Source organism: Candidatus Saganbacteria bacterium (assembly GCA_016223245.1).
Classification (GTDB): domain Bacteria; phylum Margulisbacteria; class WOR-1; order XYC2-FULL-46-14; family XYC2-FULL-37-10; genus JACRPL01.
Genome location: JACRPL010000004.1, coordinates 1 through 19,341, shown reverse-complemented (window position 1 = coordinate 19,341; position 19,341 = coordinate 1). Strand labels below are relative to the sequence as shown.

Below are 19,341 nucleotides of genomic sequence, written 5' to 3'. Positions count from 1 at the left end.
CTATTATGAATAAAAATATTTTGTTGGCGGCAGTTTTGGTTTTGTTGGCTTTCTTTGTTTATAGCTGCGGAAATGTTTCAAGCACTTCTTCAACAACAACAACTACGCTTGCTTCAAGCACCGTTTCAGGTTCAATATTGGTGCCAAGTTCCTCTATCTCAAGCCTTGGGATCAAGGGTGTCAAAGCATCGGCTACCGCGGATGACGGGGTTTCAGATACTGCCGTAAGCGGGGCTTCAATTATTGCATGCGATCCTGTTACCGAATTGCAAATCACAGGAACGCCGACAGTTGCTTCAAATGCAAGCGGCGCTTTTACAATCGACAAGACAAATCTTCCGGCATCAGGAAAGATTCTTTTTGTTGCAAGCAAGACTACAGGCGGTACAACTATCTTGGTAAAAACCTTGTCTTCGAATTCCGAAGAGGCAAACATCAATGCAGGGACAACCATGGCCACCGCCAAGCTAAAAGAAGAATTGGCGACAAAAGCCGGCGACTTGTTTTCAAAGGCCTCAACCCTTGACGCCGCGCAAAAGGCCAGTATTTTGGCTTTGATGGAAAAGATGTTTTTGGAGGCTAAATCAATTATCGGAACTATCACTTCGGGGAATATCCCGACTTTAGCCTACAGCTCATCGGGCCTGACATTAGCTGATATTCAAAAACTCCAGTATGAGCAAATAAGCGGGAAAACTGCTACGGAGTTCGGATCCGCGTCGTCATTGGGCTCATGGGCTTCTGACCTGGCATCGTTTCAATCTAACGTAACAACTTTAGCGATTTCTGGCGCAACATTCCCGACAGGGATGACGATGCCTGTTGGATACAGCGGATTTGTCATTCCTACGGGGTTTCCAATCCCGGTTGGGGCAGTGTTCAGCTATTCACCATTGGGAGCAAGCTTCCTTCCAAGCGGGTTTACGCTTCCTTCAGGCATAAGTTTTATGTCCGGTTTTACGATTCCTTCTGCATATAACAGTGGAATGCCTTCGGGCGCTTTTTTTGGAAGCGGTTGTGGCATACCCTCTGGCATCGTTATGCCAAGCGGGATATTCTTTGGATCAGGCTTTCTTATCCCAAGCGGAGTAGTCCTAAATTCTGGTCTATCAATGCCAAGTGGAGTAGTTCTTGGACCTGGCTTGTCTATCCCAAGCGGAGTAGTCCTAAATCCTGGTCTATCAATGCCAAGCGGAGTAATTCTTGGATCTGGCTTGTCGATTCCAAGCGGAGTAAACCTTGGCTCTGGCTTAGCGATTCCAAGCGGAGTAAACCTTGGCTCTGGCTTAGCGATTCCAAGCGGAGTAAACCTTGGTTCTGGCTTAGCGATTCCAAGCGGAGTAAACCTTGGCTCTGGCTTAGTGATCCCAAGCGGAGTAAACCTTGGCTCTGGCTTAGTGATCCCAAGCGGAGTAAACCTTGGTTCTGGCATGGTGATCCCAAGTGGAGTAAACCTTGGTTCTGGGCTTGTGTTGCCATCAGGGGTTACAATGGCTCCGTCAGGAATGTAAGCTCTTTATCTAGGCCAACCGTATTTCCCGATAAGCGGGACGAACATGCATTAAGCATATTCTACCAAACAATCCCAAAACCCGATATAGGAATGGAACCTGCGACTGAAGTCGCGGTTTCAACTAGAAGAAAATTTCAGACGGGGGCCGGCGCCAGTGACGAACGAATCTTGTCTCGAATAGTTTTTAGCAGAAGAAAATAGGCGTCTTCGACTTTCAGGAATAATTGCCGGCCGTGCTCAATTACTTTGCCGGCGATGAAGATCAACTGCCAGCGCAGGGTGGCTATGGTTTTCACCGCCCAATTTCCCTCCAGAAATAGCCGCTTAACCGCTGCGTCCTGGTCGGCAGTGATAGTAAAGATAATGCCCCTGTCAGAACAGGAGTTGAAAACGTCCGCGCTGTATCCGGCCGAATCGCTTCTAGAGTATTTGAGCTTTTTCCCCAGAGATTTCAGCAGGTCATCGGCGCGCTCAATTTGGTCTTTTGTCCCGACCCCGGCATGGACAGCGCCATTGCGATAATCACTGCAAACGCACAGGCCGAGATCAGCCAGAAAACTCAACAAAACGGAAAAAGCTGTAAATCCTTCGTAGTGCATTTCCGCGCACTCTTTTTCAGTTTCGATCAAAGTCGCGTCCGTATCCAGAGTGAAATTGTTTTTCCCACTGCGCGCAATAATCTCTTTCACCAACCGTTCGTTGATAGATTTCAACCCCGCGAGATTTTCAGTTTTTCTAATCCATTGGCCGATCGCGTCCGAACCAGGGACTTTTGTCAGCCCGCAAATTTTGCGCAATCCCCTGTCTATTTCGATTTCCCGGATGTCTTCCATCGTTCGACCACCGCCGCAAAACATCAGAGCCAAAGGCATGACATATTCAGCCGGTTTTAGCCCGCGATTGGATTTTGGGAAATCGAGCAGTTTTTCTTGTATATTTATCATCGGGCTGTGCCTCCTTTTGGTTATCACCCATTGGGTGCAATCGCAATCGTGAATAATTGCAATTATATCAGAGGAGACAGCCCCTTTTTACTTGATTCCTATATCGGGTTTTGGGCATTGAAAATACCCCTTGACAAAAATATGGGGTAACGTATGATTATATCTGCCTAACTCTAGGCAAAGAGAGGTGATATTTAAATGAAAAGAGTATTTGCATTATTAGTAGTGTTAGCATTTGTGGCCACAACTGCTGCTCCAGCTTTTTCGGCTCCGGCTAAAAAAGGCATGAAGAAAGCGGCTGTTAAAAAAGTCGTAAAGAAGGCGGTAAAGAAGGTTGCACCGGTAGCTCCAGTAGTTACCCCTCCACCTCCTGCGCCAACAGTTGTAACGCCGCCGCCGCCACCAGCTCCAGTTAAAGTTGCTCCTGTATCCGCGGCTCCAGCAGGATTGTTGGGACTAGGATTGAAGACAGCAGCAGAAGTTGGATTGGTTGGAGGTATGATGGGGGTTACAGGCAACATAGTTCTCTCGGATGTGATCGGCCTAGGACCAATGATCGGCTTGTCAGATAAAGCGATCGAATGGAAACTTGGAGCAGGTTATGTCACAGGAAACGACTCAGCAAGCAAATCCTGGAGAGCAGTTCCAGTCGTATTCGACGGCGTAATCAATTTACCTGCCGATATGATGGGAGGGATTGAAACCTTCATTGGTGGAGGTTTAAATTATGTAGTTACACGTTCAGGTTCCAAAGCAGGGACTGTCGGCGGCCAAGTATACGCTGGCGCGCAGGGCGATATCGGCTTAGGCGGAAAGACTTACGCAGAGCTTGGTTACTCAATTGTGAAATCAGGCACGACTGCACCTGTACACTCATCAAAGAGTGTTTCAGTGTTAGTAGGTCAGAATATATATTTCTAAGCGAGCGAGGGCATAGTTTTTCTTAAGGAAACATGGAAACTTATGAAGAGCGAGTTGCCCTCGTTCCTTTTTTTGTAGAGCAAAAAAAGAATGACCAATGGCCAAATCCCAATGACCAAATAAAAATTAAATATCAAATTCATAAAACAGTTGAGACAGCAGAACTATTCCAGCAGTTTCAGTTCTCAATATCCTTTTTCCGAGGCTAATTGAGATTAAACCTTCAAGTTGTGCGATTGATATTTCTTCTTTTGAAAAACCACCTTCAGGCCCTATGACAACTAATATTTTGCCGCTATGTTTCTTTGTCACTATGTCTTTTAATCTATTTGTCTTTTCACCTTCCCATGGTATCAATGCTAGATCGTAATTCTTACCTGTTTTGACGAGATCAGAAAAACTAGTAAGCGGCTCGATCTTTGGAATTCTTGAGCGGCCACTCTGTTCTGATGCTTCTTTAGCTATTTTTTGCCAGTGTGAAATCTTCTTGTCGGATTTTTCTTCGATCTTAGGGACCGATCTTTCGGATGTTACGGGGAATATGGAATTAACACCAAGTTCGGTCGCTTTTTGGACGATAAGATCCATTTTCTTTGCTTTAGGAAGACATTGTGCGAGGGTGATGTTGGGCTCCTGCCCCGATGTGGTATCGGGGCGGTTCAGTTTTTTTATAACCGCGGCGTTTAGCCGCTGGTTATTCGGCGAAAATAAAGTGATTTCGGCTAAGTAAGAATTTTCTTTGCTGTCGAAAACTTCGATCTGATCACCTAGCTTCATTCTTAAAACATTCTTGATATGGTTAACGTCGCTGCCGGAGATTGTAATAATATTATTTGAGATTTGGTCAGACCCGACAAAAAACCTATGCACGAGCCTCACCGCGAAGTTTTCCGAATTTTTCCAGTATTTCTTTCTGTTCGGATGTTAAATTTGTTGGGGTTTCTATCTCAACAATTATAAGCAGATCGCCATATCCTCGGTTTTCGAGGCTTGGAAGCCCTTTCCCTTTAAATTTGAAGGTTGTATTATTCTGGGTCCCGGCCGGTATCCTAAGCGTTGCTTTTCCGTCTAAAGTCGGGACATCGATCTCTGATCCGAGCGCCGCTGTGACAAAGGTAATCACTTTCTTATAATAAATATTCATTCCCTCGCGCTCAAAAATATTATGAGGTTTGACATTTAAGAATACATATAGGTCGCCTGGCGTTCCACCGTGTACACCAGTGTCTCCCGCGCCATTAACCCTAAGCTTTATTCCGCTTTCAACGCCAGCCGGCACTTTTACTTTGATCTTGTGTTTTGTTCTGACCCTTCCCGATCCGCTGCATGCAGGGCATGGCGTTGAAACTGTTTCGCCCCTGCCGCGGCAGGCAGGGCAGGTGACAACAGATGTAAAAGCGCCAAGCGGGGTTCTTTGCATTTGCCTTATTTGCCCCGAACCTCCGCATTGAGAACATTTGACAGGATTGCTCCCGGGTTTTGCGCCTGACCCTTTGCATGTTTGGCATGAGGTTAAGTGTGATATCTCTATTTCTTTTTCAATGCCTTTTAAGACTTCTTCCAATGATAGGTCAAGGTCATAGCGAAGGTCGTCGCCAGGCTGTCTGCCGGACCTTTTCTTGCCGCGCCCGCCGCCGAAAAATACATCAAAAATATCGGAAAAGCCCTCAAAATTAGAAAAATTTTCGCCGAAGTCGAACCCTGAAAATCCTTGAGCGCCGCCTTCAAATCCTGAAGACCCATAATTGTCGTAATGCTGTCGCTTTCTAGGGTCGGATAAGACCTGGTAGGCCTCGTTAATTTCTTTGAATTTTTCGGAAGAACTGGATTCTTTGTTCACATCAGGGTGGTACTTGCGCGCCATATTCCTGAACGCTTTTTTGATATCGGAATCGGAAGCGCCTTTTGAGATCCCCAAGGATTCGTAGTAATCTTTTTTACTTGTCATCCTTCATCTCGTACTCGGCATCAACTGTTTTCCCCTCCTGCGCCCCGGCATCCGTCGGAGCTTCGGAGGGCGAGCCTTTTTGAGCTTCCTGCGCTTTATATATTTGGGCCGACATCTCATACACTGCCTGCTGCATTTTTTCAAGCTGTGACTTGATCTTCCCTGGATCTCCGCCTTTCAAGGCCTCTTTCATCTCATTTACTTCTTTTTCCACTTTTTCTTTTGTCGCCGGGTCCGCCTTGTCCCCTGATTCTTTAAGTGTTTTTTCGACGGAATATACCATGGTGTCCGCCTGGTTCCGCGTTTCAATTTCTTCTTTTTTCTTTTTATCGTCTGCTTCGTTGGATTGGGCTTCTTTTTTCATCTTTTCAATGTCATCTTTTGAAAGCCCGGATGACGATGTGATCGTGATCTTTTGTTCCTTATTCGTGCCTTTGTCTTTTGCTTTGACGTTCAATATCCCGTTCGCGTCTATATCGAATGTGACCTCGACTTGCGGGATGCCGCGCGGCGCCGGAGGAATGCCGTCCAAATGGAACCGTCCAAGTGTCCTGTTGTCCGCGGCCATTGGGCGTTCTCCCTGCAAGACGTGTATTTCAACTGATGTCTGCCCGTCAGCCGCCGTCGAAAATACTTGCGACTTGCTTGTAGGTATTGTTGTGTTGCGCTCAATGATCGGGGTCATAATGCTGCCTAAAGTTTCGATCCCAAGAGTTAAAGGCGTCACGTCAAGCAGGACCAGTTCTTTGACTTCGCCTGCGAGTATTCCTCCCTGGATCGCGGCGCCAATTGCCACGACTTCGTCAGGATTAACACCCTTATGCGGCTCCTTCCCGAAAAATTGCTTGACCTCTTCTTGAACGCGCGGCATGCGGGTTTGGCCGCCGACGAGGATTACCTCGTCTATTTCAGCTGCGCTGACGCCAGCGTCTGTTAATGCCTGCCTGCAAGGGATTATTGATCTTTGGATAAGGTCCGAGACGATCTGTTCCAGTTTTGAGCGTGTAAGTTTAACGACAAGATGCTTAGGCCCCGAAGCATCCGCGGTAATAAAGGGCAAGTTGATCTCTGTTTCTACGGCGGTCGATAATTCGATCTTTGCTTTTTCTCCAGCTTCCTTTAATCTTTGCAGGGCCATTCGGTCCCGCGAAAGGTCGATACCGCTTTCCTTTTTGAATTCTTCCGCGAGCCATTGGATGATCTTTTGGTCGAAATCGTCCCCGCCCAAATGCGTGTCGCCGTTGGTCGACTTTACTTCAAAAACGCCGTCGCCGATCTCGAGGATCGAGATGTCAAATGTCCCGCCGCCGAGATCATAGATCGCGATCTTTTCGTTCTTTTTCTTGTCGAGGCCGTAGGCAAGGGAAGCCGCTGTCGGTTCGTTAATGATCCTAACTACATCAAGTCCCGCAATTGTGCCGGCATCCTTGGTGGCCTGCCTTTGCGCGTCATTGAAATATGCAGGCACTGTGATCACGGCTTTTGCCACTTTTTCTGAAAGGTAATCTTCCGCTGATTGCTTTAATTTTTGGAGGATCATTGCGGATATTTCCGGAGGAGAATATGTTTTTCCCGAAATATTAACCGATGCCGCGGAATTTTGCCCTTCGATCACTTGATAAGGGACATACTTGAGTTCTTGTCCGACCTCATTGAACCTCCGCCCCATGAACCTTTTTATCGAAAATATAGTGTTTTGCGCGTTTGTTATCGCTTGTCGTTTTGCGACCTGTCCTACGATCCTTTCGCCTTCTTTAGAAAACGACACAATGGAAGGGGTCGTGCGTCCTCCCTCGGTATTTGGGATTACGACCGGTTCTCCGCCCATCATTACCGCCACACAGCTATTTGTCGTACCCAGATCGATACCGATAATTTTTTCCTTAACCATTACTTTTTCCTCCTTTACTTACTATGACCATTGCCGGCCTTATAACTCGGCCGTTCAATAAATATCCTTTTTGTGTTTCCTCGATTATTGTGTTTTCAGGCTGATCGGATTCTTTCTGCAAGATCGCTTCGTGGATATTCGGGTCAAATAAAAGCCCCATTGATTGGATTTCCTTCACCCCGAATTTGCTAAGCGTGTCTTCCAATTGTTTTTTTACCAGAGCAATTCCTTTTATGAGCGCATCTTTGTGGGATTTCGACGAGACTATCGCCCTTGAAAAATTATCCAGGATCGGAAGCAATTCCCTAATGATGTTTTCATTGGCGAACTGGACAAAATTTTCCTGTTCTACCGCCTGGCGCTTCTTGTAATTATCAAAATCGGCCAGTGCGCGAAGATATTTATCCTTTAGGATATCCAGTTCTGTCTTTTCGTTCACAGCTTCTTTGTTGTTCTCTTCTTCAGCCATTAAGGGTTTCTCCAATGCAATTGAGGACCGATTTGACTTTTGCGTACTCCATTCGGGTTGGGCCTACGATCCCGATTGCTCCAGGCTCCATTCCCTGAAGGTCGTACTTTACGACGACAATAGACATGTCCTTCATATCTTTATATTGATTTTCATTCCCGATCTTTATCGTGATATTGCTTGCTTTTGAGTATTCATAAATAGCCCGAGCGATCATGTCTTCCCTTTCAACCGTTTCAACAACATGCCTTGCATAATCGATCTTCTGGAATTCAGGGTGTTTTAGCATATTAGAGATCCCCGCCGCCTGAACGACTTTCTTTTTTCCAAAAGAGACAAATACCGCTGCATAATTTAATATTGATGCAAGGAGCTTTACCGTCCCGTGGGCGATATCTTCAATGCCGCTGCCTATCTTTTTTATTCCATTTTTTATAAGGGAGATATCATGGCCGGAGATATTTTTTGTTTCCATGATATTATCGACATAATACCTGTAGCCGTTATCGGTCGGGATGCGGCCGGAAGAAGTATGGGGGTGGGTGATATACCCTGTTTGTTCGAGCTCCTTCATCTCGTTTCGCACCGTTGCAGGGGACACATCTTTTAAATAGTGCCTGCTTATGGCAAACGATCCGATCGGTTCCGCTGTGTCAACAAAATCACGGACAATAGCTTCAAGTATCGCTTGTCTTCTTTCTGATAATTCCGAAGGGGTCACTTGTTAGCACTCTCCTATTGCGAGTGCTAATATTAGCATTATTTTTGCGGTCTTGTCAAGATTGATGGTTGACAGAACAAAGGAAATCCTGTTTTCAGCAAGAACGAAGATGTCGTAATTGTGATGTTAAATGTCGGAAAATTCAAAAAAGGCTCCGATGGCGCATACATTTTGGATGTTGATTTGACCGTTAAGGGCCCCGATGGGAAGTCCATTCTTGAAAAGAAAGGCCTGCTTCCGGAAAGCGAGGGCCGTGAAGCTGTCGAAAAAAACGGGATGGCCGAATCGCCATACGGCATATTTACTCCCGCGAAAAATTCCAAACCGGGGAAATACCAGATCACGCTTATTGTTCGCGACAAAGTTAGCGGGCAAAGCGCCAGTAAGACCGCGGCATTTACTTTGAAATAGGGCTATACGAACTTTTCGAAAACGAGGTTTCCGAGGAATAGGCCTTTCTTGGTAAGCCGTATCTTGTTATCGGATTCTTCAAGCAAGCCGTCTTTTCTTAAGTCAGTTACTTCGGATTCGAAACCCTCGAACTTTGATATGTCTAACCCTTCAAGAAGCCTAAGTCCCATGAAAATGACTTCACCCCCACTTTTTTTCTCCCCCTTATCAAGGGGGAGAATGTCGAGCTTTGCGAGACAAGAGGGGGTAGAGATGTATTCTTCTACCGATCCAGTATTATTCCACCTGTTCCCGTTTACATGAGAGTGCGCCCCGGCGCCAATACCGATCCAATTCCTCATTTTCCAATAATTGATATTATGTTGGCATTCAAAACCAGGTTTCGCGAAATTTGAGATCTCATAATGCCGAAAGCCGTTTGCTGTAAGCTGTTCTATTGAGTATTCGTACATATCAGCATCGAGGTCTTCCGACGTAATGCGTAATGCGTGATGCGAGACGCGATCAAAAAGTGGAGTCCCAAGTTCGATCTGTAGATTGTAGGTAGAAACATGCTCGGGACAAAGCGACGTGGCGGCTCTTAGATCTTCTTTCCATTCATCAAGAGTTTGATCTGGGATCGCAAAGATGAGATCAAGGCTCAAATTATCAAATCCAGCCGCCCGCGCGTCTTCGACCGCATTAAAAATTTGTTTAGAATCGTGGATTCGGCCTAAAAGTTTCAAATGTTTTTCGTTGAAGCTCTGCGCGCCGAACGAAATTCTATTGATACCAAGTTTTCTTAATTCAACAAGATATTCTTTGTCGACCGTGCCGGGATTGGTTTCTATTGTGACCTCAAGTGCCCTCACCCCTAACCCCTCTCCCAATGGGAGAGGGGAAGAGCGAAGCGAAGGGGTGAGGGCTTTGATTATCTTTTCAAAATGCTTTGGTTTGAGTAGAGTGGGGGTTCCGCCGCCAAAGTAGATGGTGCCCCCACTTGCCTCGCTCTGCTCGGCATTCTCCCCCTTACCAAGGAGGAGAAAAGAAGAGGGGGTGGAGATCTCTTCGCAAAGAGCATCGACATATTTATCTATTAGATCATCTTTTCCCGCATACGAAACAAAATCGCAATACGAGCACTTTTGCTTGCAGAAAGGAATGTGTATATATATAGAATTTATACCATGTTGGTCATTGGTCATTGGGATTTGGTCATTTCCCCAGGCGCAGCACAGCCATAAACGCTTCTTGCGGAACATCTACGGATCCTATGCGCTTCATTCTCTTCTTACCGGCTTTCTGTTTCTCCAAAAGTTTTCGTTTTCGAGTAATGTCCCCGCCGTAGCATTTGGCCAAAACATCTTTCCTCATTGCGGCAATATTTTCGCGCGCGATAATTTTGCTTCCGATCGATGCCTGGACAGGGATCTGGAATTGGTGGCGAGGGATCACTTCTTTTAATTTTTCAACGAGCAGTTTTCCTTTTGAATAAGCTTTTTCGCGATGAACTATCGTCGAAAGAGCATCGACAGGCTCCGCATTAAGCATTATATCCATTTTAACCAAGTCGGAAACTTTGTATCCGGTCAGTTCATAGTCGAGCGACGCATATCCTCGAGATGATGATTTCATCTGATCGTGATATTCCGATATCAATTCCGACAAAGGGATCTCATAGTTAAGCATTACCCTTGTCGGATCAAGATATTCCATACCCTTGAATTGCCCGCGTTTGTCATTAGTAATTTCCATAAGAGGCCCGACATATTGGCTTGGGGTAAAGAGAGTTAATTTGCAATAAGGCTCTTCTATGGAATCTATGATTGACGGGTCTGGGAAATCGGCGGGATTATCAATAAAAATCGGTTCTTTGTTCTTGAAATTGATCTTGTAAATAACGTTTGGAGCGGTCGCGATCAGGTCGAGATCATATTCCCTCTCCAATCTTTCTTGGATTATCTCCAAATGCAGAAGGCCCAAGAATCCGCATCGGAACCCGAAGCCAAGAGCCGATGAGGTTTCTTTTTCGTAAAACAATGCCGCATCGTTTAACTGTAATTTTTCGAGCGAATCCTGCAGGTGTTCGAAATCTCCTGCATTTACAGGGAATATTCCGCAATAGACCATGGGCTTAATAGGCTTATATCCCGGCAAAGGCTTGTAAGCAGGGCGGCTTTTGTCGGTCACGGTATCTCCAACACGGCAATCTCTCACATTGCGTACACCAGAAATAAAATATCCGACTTCACCCGCGCTTAATGAATCTCTTTTTACAAGGCCAATCTTTAACGTCCCAAGCTCTAAAACTTCATAATCCAAGTCGGATCCCATCATCCGTATGCGCGATCCCGTCTTGAAAGTTCCGTTCACGATCCTCACATACGCAACTACACCGCGATAAATATCGTAATGTGAATCGAATATCAATGCCTGGAGGGGCGCATTTTCGTCTCCAACCGGCGGGGGGACCCTTTCAATCACGGCATCGAGTATTTCTTTTATGCCAATACCTTCTTTTGCGGAGGCCAATATTGCTTCTTCTTTTTTGAACCCAAAAACATTTTTCAATTCTTCTAAAGCTTTGTCGACTTCGGCATTCTGAAGGTCGATCTTGTTTATGACGGGAATTATCGTTAAATTATTATTTATCGCGAGATAGGCGTTGGCTAAGGTTTGGGCCTCGATGCCTTGCGTCGCGTCAACGATCAAAATAGCTCCTTCGCATGCGGCAAGCGATCTTGAAACTTCATAAGAAAAATCTACATGCCCAGGCGTATCTATAAGATTTAAAATATACCCGTTATATTCGATGCGTATCGCTTGGGCCTTGATAGTAATGCCGCGTTCGCGCTCAAGATCCATCGTATCGAGCACCTGTTCTTTCATCTGCCTTTTTTCGATCGTCCCTGTATATTCCAGAAGGCGGTCGGCGAGGGTCGATTTGCCGTGGTCAATATGTGCGATTATTGAAAAATTTCTTATCTTTTCGGTGGACATGTGATGATTTTATCATATATAATTGCGGCAGAATGAAGAAATTTTTGTTTCTTCTGGTATTTATTGTTTTAATATGCTCGTTTTCGTGGGCGATATCGGCCGACATCGGCGAGATCGGCGTCGGCGCCCGGCCTTTAGGCTTAGGGAAAGCTTATGCCGGATTTGCAGGCGATGCGTCCGCAATATTTTTAAACCCGGCAGGCCTCTGCGAAAATTCTGAAATGAACATCATTTCGATGTCAGGCAAGCTGTTGAATGAAATTTCATACATATCCCTTGGGATCACAAACCCTGTGTCATTCGGGACTTTGGGTTTTGGCTATATTAATGCGGGGACATCCGGGATCCCGCTTACGACGCTTTCAGTAACTACAACCGAGGTGGTTATAAACCAGTACGGGGCAACCGATTATTCTTCTGCAATATATTATTTATCATTTGCGAACAACCTAACCAGTAATTTATCTTATGGAACAAATATAAAAGTATTCACCCAGGGGTTCTCTCAAACCACAGGGTCTCTTGAAGGCGGAACGGGTCTTGGCACTGATCTTGATTTTGGGATAAAATGGAAGCCGAGGAATGCTATTTCTGCGGGCATCATGCTGCAGAATATTTTGCCGACGACCTTCGGCGGCAAATTTTCATGGAAGAGCGGCTTTGAAGAAGCGATCCCTGCAGTTGTTAAGGTTGGCAGTTCATTTAATGTACTGGGCGATGACGGGTTCCGTGCTTTCCGCGACCAAAAATTATTATTTAATCTCGATCTTGAAATGATGCCGCTGCATCCCAGGCCGGGGGTTTGGCATGCGGGGCTCGAGTATTGGCTTAATCCGTGGCTTGCTTTAAGGGCAGGCCTTGACCAAAAGCCAAAGGCTACAGAATCAGGCATTGGGATCGACAATAACATGACTGGCGGCGTGACCCTCAAGCACCGCGGGTTCAGTTTTGATTACGCATACCACCAATATGGGGACCTCACGGACAATATCGCGCATTTCTTTTCGATCGGGTTCCAGGCAGAAAAGGAACCCAAAAAATTGAAAGAAATAATTAAAGAGAAAGTCGAGAGAATATTCAAAACTGAATTAAAAGAAGCCAAAGGATTGAAGCATTTTAATGATATTGACGAAGATTATTGGGCGAAAGACTCGATAGAATACCTGGCTGCACTGGGAATCATGGCAGGTTATCCGGATAATTCTTTCCATCCGGAACAGCCTCTAACACGTGCTGAACTCGCGGCTCTTCTTGTTAAAGCTAAAGGGTTTGAAGCTGCAAAACCCGACCAGGACCTATTTCCTGATGTCAATATCGATCACTGGGCTGCTCCATATATCGATATGGCGCTGAAACGAAAATATATTTCGGGCTACCCTGACCTGAAATTCAGGCCTTGGAAAGAGGTGGTTCGAGCGGAGGCGATAGTTGTCTTTTCTAAGTTTGCCGGCCTTATGGAGCCCTCATCGATTTCTACAAATCCGTTTCCGGATATCACCCAAAACCATTGGGCCGCAAGATTTATCACCGCGGCAAAGCAGGCAGGCCTTCTTGAATATTTAAGCGGGTATAATTTTGAACCCGAGAAATCTTTCACCAGGGCCGAAGCGGCGGAAGTATTGAGCAAAACTGAATTTGCAAAAGAAAAGATCAAAGAACTCCTCAAAAAATAATTGCGCCTGAGGTGATTCGAACACCTGGCCTTCTGTTTCGTAGACAGACGCTCTATCCATCTGAGCTACAGGCGCGTAATAATAGATATTTGGATTGTTCCATGGCTGGTATAAAGTCTGGTTCCAATATCTCTGGTCATAATAAGAATCGATCCTGTCCATACGGTCCATGCAGATCAGGCTATCCGCGGCCGCTTTATCGATAAATGCAAGCGATAGGGCAATTGAGAGCATGACGATCGCAAAAACTATAAATAAACCAGTTCTCTTGTTCATAATATTTCCCTCCTAAATTGTATTGAAAAACGGAGGAGGCGAGATTTGAACTCGCGCCGGCAAAGCCGCTAACGGTTTAGCAAACCGTCCCCTTGAACCACTTGGGTACTCCTCCTTGAAAGAGTCATGCGTCATGCGGTTGCATCGGGTGAAACGTATAACGCATCACGCTTGCCGTTTCTCATAACGCAACCTCAACCGTATGACTTTTTAAACGGAGGGAGAAGGATTTGAACCCTCGATACCCTTTCAGGTATACTAGTTTTCAAGACTAGCGCCATCAACCACTCGGCCATCCCTCCAACTCGTAAGACTCGTAAAATCCAAATCCCGATTTCCAAATCCCAACTATTGTATATATTATAATTTACATCGTTGGTCATTTTTATTATATATCATAAGCTTTTTCTTGTCTAATTAAGGGTATTTTGGTACAATTAAATCTTCGCGAGCCGCTAGCTCATCTGGTAGAGCACTTGCCTTTTAAGCAAGTGGTGGTGGGTTCGAGTCCCACGCGGCTCAATTTTTTACGGGGGCCCGTAGTGTAGCCCGGTTTAACACGTCTGCCTGTCACGCAGAAGATCGAGGGTTCAAATCCCTTCGGGCCCGTTTAATATATTATGATCATACTCACAGGCGGCGCTGGATTTATCGGCAATTGCTTTCTTTGGAAATTAAATTCCGAAGGCGAAACCGACATCCTTGTAGTTGATCACATAAATTCCCCGCTTAAGAAGAAAAATCTTTCGAATAAAAAATTCACCGATTATATTGAGAAAGACGAGTTTATAAAATTGGTTGAAAGCGGGAAATTTAAATTAGATAGTAAAAGTGCTATTTTTCATATTGGCGCATGCTCATCAACTACAGAAATCAATCTTGATTATTTGATGTCGAATAATTTTGAGTATTCAAAAACTTTGGCGAAACTCGCTTTCGATAATAATATCCCGTTCCATTATGCGAGCTCCGCCGCGACTTATGGCGATGGGAGCCTCGGGTATTCCGACGATGACGATCTGACGTTAAAATTAAAACCTTTGAACCTTTATGGCTACTCAAAACATATATTCGATATATGGCTTATCAAAAACAAACTAGTTGGTAAAGTTGTGGGTTATAGATATTTCAATGTCTTTGGGCCGAACGAATATCACAAAGAGGATATGCGCTCATTAATTGTAAAAGCATACGAACAAATTAAAAGAGATTCAAAGATCCGTCTTTTCAAATCGTACAGGCCGGATTATAAGGACGGGGAACAAAAGCGGGATTTTGTTTATGTGAAAGATGTTGTAAATATTATGTATGAATTCTACAGGAAAAGAAACGTGTCAGGGATATATAATATCGGCACAGGGAAAGCGAGAACATGGAACGATCTGGCTTCCGCAATATTTGCAGCACTAAAGATGCCAGTTAATATAGAATATATAGAAATGCCGGAAAATATAAGGGACAAATACCAATATTTTACTCAAGCCGACCTTTCAAAATTGAAAAAAAGTGGCATTACAAGCCGCTTTACGCCTCTTGAAGATTCTGTTTCCGACTATGTTAATAATTACCTTGAAAAAAGCTTCGCAATACTGTAAAATTTTCTATTATCATGCATATCATTTTGATGTAAGCCTCGGTAGCTCAGTTGGTAGAGCAAGCGCCTGAAAAGCGCTGTGTCGGCGGTTCAATTCCGCCCTGAGGCATTCTCCTTCGCCCCTCGCTTCGCTCGGGGCTTCGGAGAATTTATTTAGCCAGTTGAAGAGAAAGTTTTTTAAATATTGTTAACAGGAAAGTCCTACGAAGCTTTAGCGAAGTAGGACGCCCTGAGGCATTCCTGTCCTTGTTATTGTTGTTGTTATCTTAGAAAACTAAGGAGTGAATAATGGAAAAATTTTCAAAGATCCGGGTAAGATCGATCGCAATTGCTTCAATTATGATCCTTGTTTCTGCGGCAAGCGTTTTTGCTAAGACCCATGCGCCTGACTTGGCCGAGGTCTTAAAGAAACAATCTCCCCAAACTGATTGGAGCTTTCTTGTTTTTGGTTTTTTTGCTTTATCACTAAGCACCCTGTCGCTTGCAAAAGCTTATGAAGTTTTCAAAAAGTCGCAATGCAAAAAAGAGGAACCAAAAATGGAATTTGATAATTCCGAGATCGATCTGCTTAAATCTGAGGCGGCAGAATTAAAATCCGTGATCAGCCGCAAGAACGTAGAGACGGAAACTTTAAGGGCGCAAATTTACAGCCTGGAAAAATCTGTACAAGAAAGGATCAATGGCGAGGATTTATTAAAGCAGATGACCCTTGAGCTGAAAAAACCTCTTGAAGTCCCGATCCTATCAGATGCGCCGACCGCCACCAAAAATGAAACCGATCTAAAGCAGAAGAAAACTTCTTCAAAAGATCATAAAAAAAAGATATTATCAAGGAAAAAGCCCGGGGCTTCCAGAGCTAGTTCGAAAAAGAGGAGAAAATGAAAAAATCAATTGGGATCCTTTGGGTTTTGACGGTCATTTTGTCTTTTGCTGCGGCGAATGCGCTTTTGACGTTCTACATGGTCGACAATTTCGAGGACGGGACATTTTCCAAATGGTATGTGTTTGATAATATAAAAGCATCCGCTGTAGATAACCCGGCAAAACAGGACAAAGACTCGATAGGTGATTCTTGCGGGGATAAATCATTAAAGATCGCGGGTGCAGCCGACAATTGGTACGTTGGCGGCATAGGGACGATCCTCGATGTTGATGCGGTAGAGTATTCTAGATTTTCAATAGATGTCTACGGCACCGAAAGCTTGGGCAAGCTAAAAATTGAGCTTTTTGAGAAGAAATCAGAACAATCAACGGAAGAAGCAAAATGGATAGCCGAAGTCCCTGTGTTGGGTGAAGGGTTTTCAAGGTTCTCAATACCGTTTTCTTCATTTAGGCTCGATCGGAACAACCAGGCTTTATTTCATTCGAAAAAAGGCGGGAAGATATCCAAAATACAATTGATCTGTGTTGCTTCGTCCGAGAAAGGCAGCGTTGGCCTAACAATTGATAATTTGATATTTACATATTAAAGGGAGTGGATAGATGAAAAAAATATTTTTGGTATTAGGGCTTTTGCTTTTGGCTGCCCCTGCCGCATTTGCAGTTTCATTTGAGGATATGGATTTTGCGGGCGTGAGCCTCAAGGCAGGGCCTACAGAACCTATCGAGGGATTGTCGATCGCTTGGGTTGAAGCGGCATTATATCCAAAAAATATTGAAAAAGGCCAGGAAGTATTTGTCGAAGTGAAACTTACGTCAAAAGTCAAGAAAGTGGTTGCGGAATTCGATTATAATTCAGTAAGCGAGAGAATTGAGCTTATCTCCGACAATGGGACGAACTGGAGCAAAGTTTTCAAGACCCCCGAAAAAATATCCACCGGGGTTCATATCGCAAAAATAATAATTGAGGGAAAGAGCTGCGGGAAGATCACTCGCACTCTTGATTTTGCGGTTGTAAAGGGCCGATCAGTTTACGCGAGCTCCCCTTCATATGCGGTTTCTGTGCTGAAGACCGCCTCCGTGATGGATGAGGGCGAAATAGTCCGCCAGCTTCTTCCCGGCGTTAAAGTCTTGGCTCTATTTAAGGCGCCTTTCTATCGTGTTGTTCTTTCGGACAGCAGGGAGGGATGGGTTGAAGCCTCAAGGGTTGAAGAGCCTACTGAACAGCTAAACTTGCTCGGTTATAAGTCATTTTTGGAAAAAAAATATAAGCAGGCTGAAAATTATTATTTGCAATCGATAGCTTTGGACCCGTCCAATGTCAAAGCGCACTTTTACCTGGCAAGCACATACAAAAAACTTGGAAAAGAAGATGACGCGGCTATCCAACTTAGAGAAGTTTTGCGGGCCGACCCGTCGCACCCTGGAGCCCGCGACCTTGCGTATGTTATCTCTCGCAACTATTTTAATCGCGCAGTTAACAACTACAATCTGGGATATTACAATAGTGCAATAGCGCATTTCAAGAGGTCCCTTGACCTGGTCCCAACAATGCTTTCCGCATGGGTCAAGCTTGGCGAAACATATAATAAGATGGGATTAATTGGCGACGCATATTTGGCATACACCGAAGCATTGAGGGTTGACCCGGAGAATCGCGAGGTTAAGGCGCTTCTTGGGCTTGCTAAGGACTCTGTGCCTGTTGCATCCGAAAAAAATCTTAGGCAATATACTGAAGTTGCGGCAAAAATACCGCTTGATACGAAAATTGCAAACGATTTTGTCAAGGATTCTGTCGTGCTTGTGCAAAACTCCAAGACTTCGAAAGGGACGATGGTTCAATCGGCAGTAAAATCGGTTCTTGCGTTAACGCGGTCTTTGGGCACGAAGATATCAGAGGACGGATGGCATGTTAATAAGCAAGGCAAAGATTTTATCGTAAGATATGTTTGCAGGCAGGAGCGCAACGGAAAGACCGAAACAGAAAATTTTGATTGGAAAGTCGATACCGATAAGCGTAGTATAGTTGCGATGTCCGAAAATTCGAAGCTTCTGATGAATCGTTGGTAGAGGCCGCGATCGAGCCGACTGATGTCTAATTTTTTTGTGGAGCATTGAGCGAACGAAGCGAGTCGCAATGCCGACGTAGCTCAGTTGGTAGAGCAGCGCATTCGTAATGCGCAGGTTGTCGGTTCAATTCCGACCGTCGGCTAAATGTTTTTTTATGGGATTAACAAAAGAAAAAGGAAATTTAGCGGAAATTAAAGTAGCGGCTTTTTTAATTCAAAAAGGCTTTAATGTCCTAATCCCATGGGGAGAAAATCAAAGATACGATCTGGTTGCAGAAAAGAACGGATTGTTCGTAAAAATTCAAGTTAAATACGTCGCTCCTAAAATGGGCCATCTGACAGTTCCTCTTAGAAGCGCCAATAATTGGAAAGTTGTAAAGTATAATAAAAATGAACTTGATTTTGTGGCAGCTTATAATCCGGAAAATGATATAATATATTTCATCCCATTAAAGAGCATTAGAAATACCGCGACAATTAATCTGAGGGTTTCTGGCCCAAAAAATAATCAAAAAAAACTGGACCACCAGTTAAGATATAAAAACTGGTAAAATTTTGAGGGAGGAAAAAACAATGATACGAAAGAAGTTTGATTGGGAATTCAAGGTGCGGGTGGCGCTGGAGGCGATAAAGGGAGACAAATCCATTGCGGAAATATCTTCGGAGTATAAAGTGCACGGCACACAGATTGCCGCTTGGAAACGGCGAGCGCTGGTAGGGATGAAAGATTTTTTTGCCCGGGGCGCCAAACCAATGGAAGAAAGCCACGAACAGGAGCTTGCCGATCTTTACGCGCAGATCGGCAGACTAAAAGTCGAGAATGAATTACAAAAAAAACGGTCTATCCGGCCGGGACGTGAGGGACAGGATAATCATGGTGCGAAACAATCATCCGGAGCTTAGCATCAGGGAGCAATGTGAATTGCTGGATCTGAACCGGTCCACCTATTACTACGAATTGCAACCGGAAAACGAATATAACCAGTTGTTAATAAATCTGATTGACGAGCAATATACCCGAACCCCGTTCTATGGCAGCCCGCGGCTGACTGC

At 44.7% G+C, this 19,341-nt stretch carries 18 protein-coding genes and 7 tRNA genes; 14 read left to right on the top strand and 11 right to left on the bottom strand.

The window, feature by feature from the left end; translation table 11 throughout:
• Positions 1-5 precede the first annotated feature (5 nt).
• On the top strand, positions 6-1,511 hold the full coding sequence (locus HZC34_01045) for a hypothetical protein (protein ID MBI5700416.1): 1,506 nt from the start codon (positions 6-8) through the stop codon (positions 1,509-1,511).
• A gap of 136 nt (positions 1,512-1,647) precedes the next feature.
• Here HZC34_01045 and HZC34_01040 read toward each other — a convergent pair whose 3' ends face one another.
• The gene (locus tag HZC34_01040; protein MBI5700415.1) at positions 1,648-2,457 is read right to left on the bottom strand and encodes a transposase; all 810 of its coding nucleotides are present in this window, start codon (positions 2,455-2,457) and stop codon (positions 1,648-1,650) included.
• Positions 2,458-2,655: 198 nt separating this feature from the next.
• On the opposite strand from HZC34_01040, the gene HZC34_01035 reads away from it, so the two are divergent.
• On the top strand, positions 2,656-3,378 hold the full coding sequence (locus HZC34_01035; GenBank protein MBI5700414.1) for a hypothetical protein: 723 nt from the start codon (positions 2,656-2,658) through the stop codon (positions 3,376-3,378).
• Positions 3,379-3,504: 126 nt separating this feature from the next.
• On the opposite strand, the gene HZC34_01030 is transcribed toward HZC34_01035, so the two are convergent.
• Genes HZC34_01030 through HZC34_01010 form a run of 5 tightly spaced genes read right to left on the bottom strand, consistent with a single transcriptional unit; the run spans position 3,505 to position 8,407 of the window.
• Positions 3,505-4,257, bottom strand: a complete 753-nt coding sequence (locus HZC34_01030; protein MBI5700413.1) for a 16S rRNA (uracil(1498)-N(3))-methyltransferase — start codon at positions 4,255-4,257, stop codon at positions 3,505-3,507.
• Positions 4,241-5,326 carry a molecular chaperone DnaJ gene (gene dnaJ, locus HZC34_01025; GenBank protein ID MBI5700412.1) on the bottom strand — a complete coding sequence of 362 codons (1,086 nt, stop codon included), beginning with the start codon at positions 5,324-5,326 and terminating at the stop codon, positions 4,241-4,243. Before dnaJ ends, HZC34_01030 begins: the two co-directional genes overlap by 17 nt.
• Complete coding sequence (gene dnaK / locus HZC34_01020; GenBank protein MBI5700411.1) at positions 5,316-7,217, bottom strand: molecular chaperone DnaK; 1,902 nt, start codon at positions 7,215-7,217, stop codon at positions 5,316-5,318. The genes dnaJ and dnaK overlap by 11 nt, the downstream gene beginning before the upstream one ends.
• Positions 7,210-7,686, bottom strand: coding sequence for a nucleotide exchange factor GrpE (gene grpE, locus HZC34_01015; protein ID MBI5700410.1), 477 nt, complete (start codon positions 7,684-7,686; stop codon positions 7,210-7,212). Before grpE ends, dnaK begins: the two co-directional genes overlap by 8 nt.
• Entirely contained in the window at positions 7,679-8,407 is a 729-nt protein-coding gene (locus HZC34_01010) for a hypothetical protein (protein ID MBI5700409.1), read from the bottom strand. Before HZC34_01010 ends, grpE begins: the two co-directional genes overlap by 8 nt.
• A gap of 123 nt (positions 8,408-8,530) precedes the next feature.
• Between HZC34_01010 and HZC34_01005 the strand changes: the two genes are divergently transcribed.
• The gene (locus HZC34_01005) at positions 8,531-8,818 is read left to right on the top strand and encodes a hypothetical protein (protein ID MBI5700408.1); all 288 of its coding nucleotides are present in this window, start codon (positions 8,531-8,533) and stop codon (positions 8,816-8,818) included.
• Positions 8,819-8,820: 2 nt separating this feature from the next.
• Here the strand turns inward: HZC34_01005 and hemW are convergent, their stop codons facing one another.
• Entirely contained in the window at positions 8,821-10,002 is a 1,182-nt protein-coding gene (gene hemW, locus HZC34_01000; protein ID MBI5700407.1) for a radical SAM family heme chaperone HemW, read from the bottom strand.
• A gap of 10 nt (positions 10,003-10,012) precedes the next feature.
• Entirely contained in the window at positions 10,013-11,797 is a 1,785-nt protein-coding gene (lepA, locus tag HZC34_00995) for an elongation factor 4 (GenBank protein MBI5700406.1), read from the bottom strand.
• 32 nt (positions 11,798-11,829) lie between these two features.
• On the opposite strand from lepA, the gene HZC34_00990 reads away from it, so the two are divergent.
• Positions 11,830-13,470, top strand: coding sequence for an S-layer homology domain-containing protein (locus HZC34_00990; GenBank protein ID MBI5700405.1), 1,641 nt, complete (start codon positions 11,830-11,832; stop codon positions 13,468-13,470).
• A 1-nt stretch (position 13,471) separates the two neighbouring features.
• On the opposite strand, the gene HZC34_00985 is transcribed toward HZC34_00990, so the two are convergent.
• From HZC34_00985 to HZC34_00975, 3 genes are all read right to left on the bottom strand, one after another.
• Positions 13,472-13,545: transfer RNA gene (locus HZC34_00985), tRNA-Arg, on the bottom strand.
• A gap of 231 nt (positions 13,546-13,776) precedes the next feature.
• A tRNA-Ser gene (locus HZC34_00980) sits at positions 13,777-13,861 on the bottom strand.
• A gap of 100 nt (positions 13,862-13,961) precedes the next feature.
• Positions 13,962-14,048 (bottom strand) — tRNA-Ser (locus HZC34_00975).
• A gap of 147 nt (positions 14,049-14,195) precedes the next feature.
• Here HZC34_00975 and HZC34_00970 point away from each other — a divergent pair.
• The 10 genes from HZC34_00970 (at position 14,196) to HZC34_00925 (ending at position 19,191) form a co-directional block, all read left to right on the top strand.
• A tRNA-Lys gene (locus HZC34_00970) sits at positions 14,196-14,268 on the top strand.
• Positions 14,269-14,279: 11 nt separating this feature from the next.
• Positions 14,280-14,355: transfer RNA gene (locus HZC34_00965), tRNA-Asp, on the top strand.
• 11 nt (positions 14,356-14,366) lie between these two features.
• Complete coding sequence (gene rfaD / locus HZC34_00960) at positions 14,367-15,341, top strand: ADP-glyceromanno-heptose 6-epimerase (protein MBI5700404.1); 975 nt, start codon at positions 14,367-14,369, stop codon at positions 15,339-15,341.
• Between the two features lie 35 nt (positions 15,342-15,376).
• Positions 15,377-15,449: transfer RNA gene (locus HZC34_00955), tRNA-Phe, on the top strand.
• Between the two features lie 179 nt (positions 15,450-15,628).
• Positions 15,629-16,222, top strand: coding sequence for a hypothetical protein (locus HZC34_00950; protein MBI5700403.1), 594 nt, complete (start codon positions 15,629-15,631; stop codon positions 16,220-16,222).
• Positions 16,219-16,809, top strand: a complete 591-nt coding sequence (locus HZC34_00945) for a hypothetical protein (GenBank protein ID MBI5700402.1) — start codon at positions 16,219-16,221, stop codon at positions 16,807-16,809. The genes HZC34_00950 and HZC34_00945 overlap by 4 nt, the downstream gene beginning before the upstream one ends.
• Before the next feature lie 13 nt (positions 16,810-16,822).
• Entirely contained in the window at positions 16,823-18,289 is a 1,467-nt protein-coding gene (locus HZC34_00940) for a tetratricopeptide repeat protein (GenBank protein ID MBI5700401.1), read from the top strand.
• A 69-nt stretch (positions 18,290-18,358) separates the two neighbouring features.
• Positions 18,359-18,431, top strand: a tRNA-Thr gene (locus tag HZC34_00935).
• A gap of 12 nt (positions 18,432-18,443) precedes the next feature.
• Positions 18,444-18,839, top strand: a complete 396-nt coding sequence (locus HZC34_00930) for a hypothetical protein (GenBank protein MBI5700400.1) — start codon at positions 18,444-18,446, stop codon at positions 18,837-18,839.
• A 22-nt stretch (positions 18,840-18,861) separates the two neighbouring features.
• Positions 18,862-19,191 (top strand): transposase, encoded by a 330-nt coding sequence (locus HZC34_00925; protein ID MBI5700399.1) that lies wholly within the window; start codon positions 18,862-18,864, stop codon positions 19,189-19,191.
• The last annotated feature ends 150 nt before the right edge of the window (positions 19,192-19,341 follow it).

Bases quoted from the DNA above. Each gene is read 5' to 3' on its own strand.
- HZC34_01045 (MBI5700416.1), top strand. From the start codon at position 6: ATGAATAAAAATATTTTGTTGGCGGCAGTTTTGGTTTTGTTGGCTTTC.
- HZC34_01040 (MBI5700415.1), bottom strand. From the start codon at position 2,457: ATGATAAATATACAAGAAAAACTGCTCGATTTCCCAAAATCCAATCGC.
- HZC34_01035 (MBI5700414.1), top strand. From the start codon at position 2,656: ATGAAAAGAGTATTTGCATTATTAGTAGTGTTAGCATTTGTGGCCACA.
- dnaJ (MBI5700412.1), bottom strand. From the start codon at position 5,326: ATGACAAGTAAAAAAGATTACTACGAATCCTTGGGGATCTCAAAAGGC.
- dnaK (MBI5700411.1), bottom strand. From the start codon at position 7,217: ATGGTTAAGGAAAAAATTATCGGTATCGATCTGGGTACGACAAATAGC.
- grpE (MBI5700410.1), bottom strand. From the start codon at position 7,686: ATGGCTGAAGAAGAGAACAACAAAGAAGCTGTGAACGAAAAGACAGAA.
- HZC34_01005 (MBI5700408.1), top strand. From the start codon at position 8,531: ATGTTAAATGTCGGAAAATTCAAAAAAGGCTCCGATGGCGCATACATT.
- hemW (MBI5700407.1), bottom strand. From the start codon at position 10,002: ATGACCAATGACCAACATGGTATAAATTCTATATATATACACATTCCT.
- lepA (MBI5700406.1), bottom strand. From the start codon at position 11,797: ATGTCCACCGAAAAGATAAGAAATTTTTCAATAATCGCACATATTGAC.
- HZC34_00990 (MBI5700405.1), top strand. From the start codon at position 11,830: ATGAAGAAATTTTTGTTTCTTCTGGTATTTATTGTTTTAATATGCTCG.
- rfaD (MBI5700404.1), top strand. From the start codon at position 14,367: ATGATCATACTCACAGGCGGCGCTGGATTTATCGGCAATTGCTTTCTT.
- HZC34_00950 (MBI5700403.1), top strand. From the start codon at position 15,629: ATGGAAAAATTTTCAAAGATCCGGGTAAGATCGATCGCAATTGCTTCA.
- HZC34_00945 (MBI5700402.1), top strand. From the start codon at position 16,219: ATGAAAAAATCAATTGGGATCCTTTGGGTTTTGACGGTCATTTTGTCT.
- HZC34_00940 (MBI5700401.1), top strand. From the start codon at position 16,823: ATGAAAAAAATATTTTTGGTATTAGGGCTTTTGCTTTTGGCTGCCCCT.
- HZC34_00930 (MBI5700400.1), top strand. From the start codon at position 18,444: ATGGGATTAACAAAAGAAAAAGGAAATTTAGCGGAAATTAAAGTAGCG.
- HZC34_00925 (MBI5700399.1), top strand. From the start codon at position 18,862: ATGATACGAAAGAAGTTTGATTGGGAATTCAAGGTGCGGGTGGCGCTG.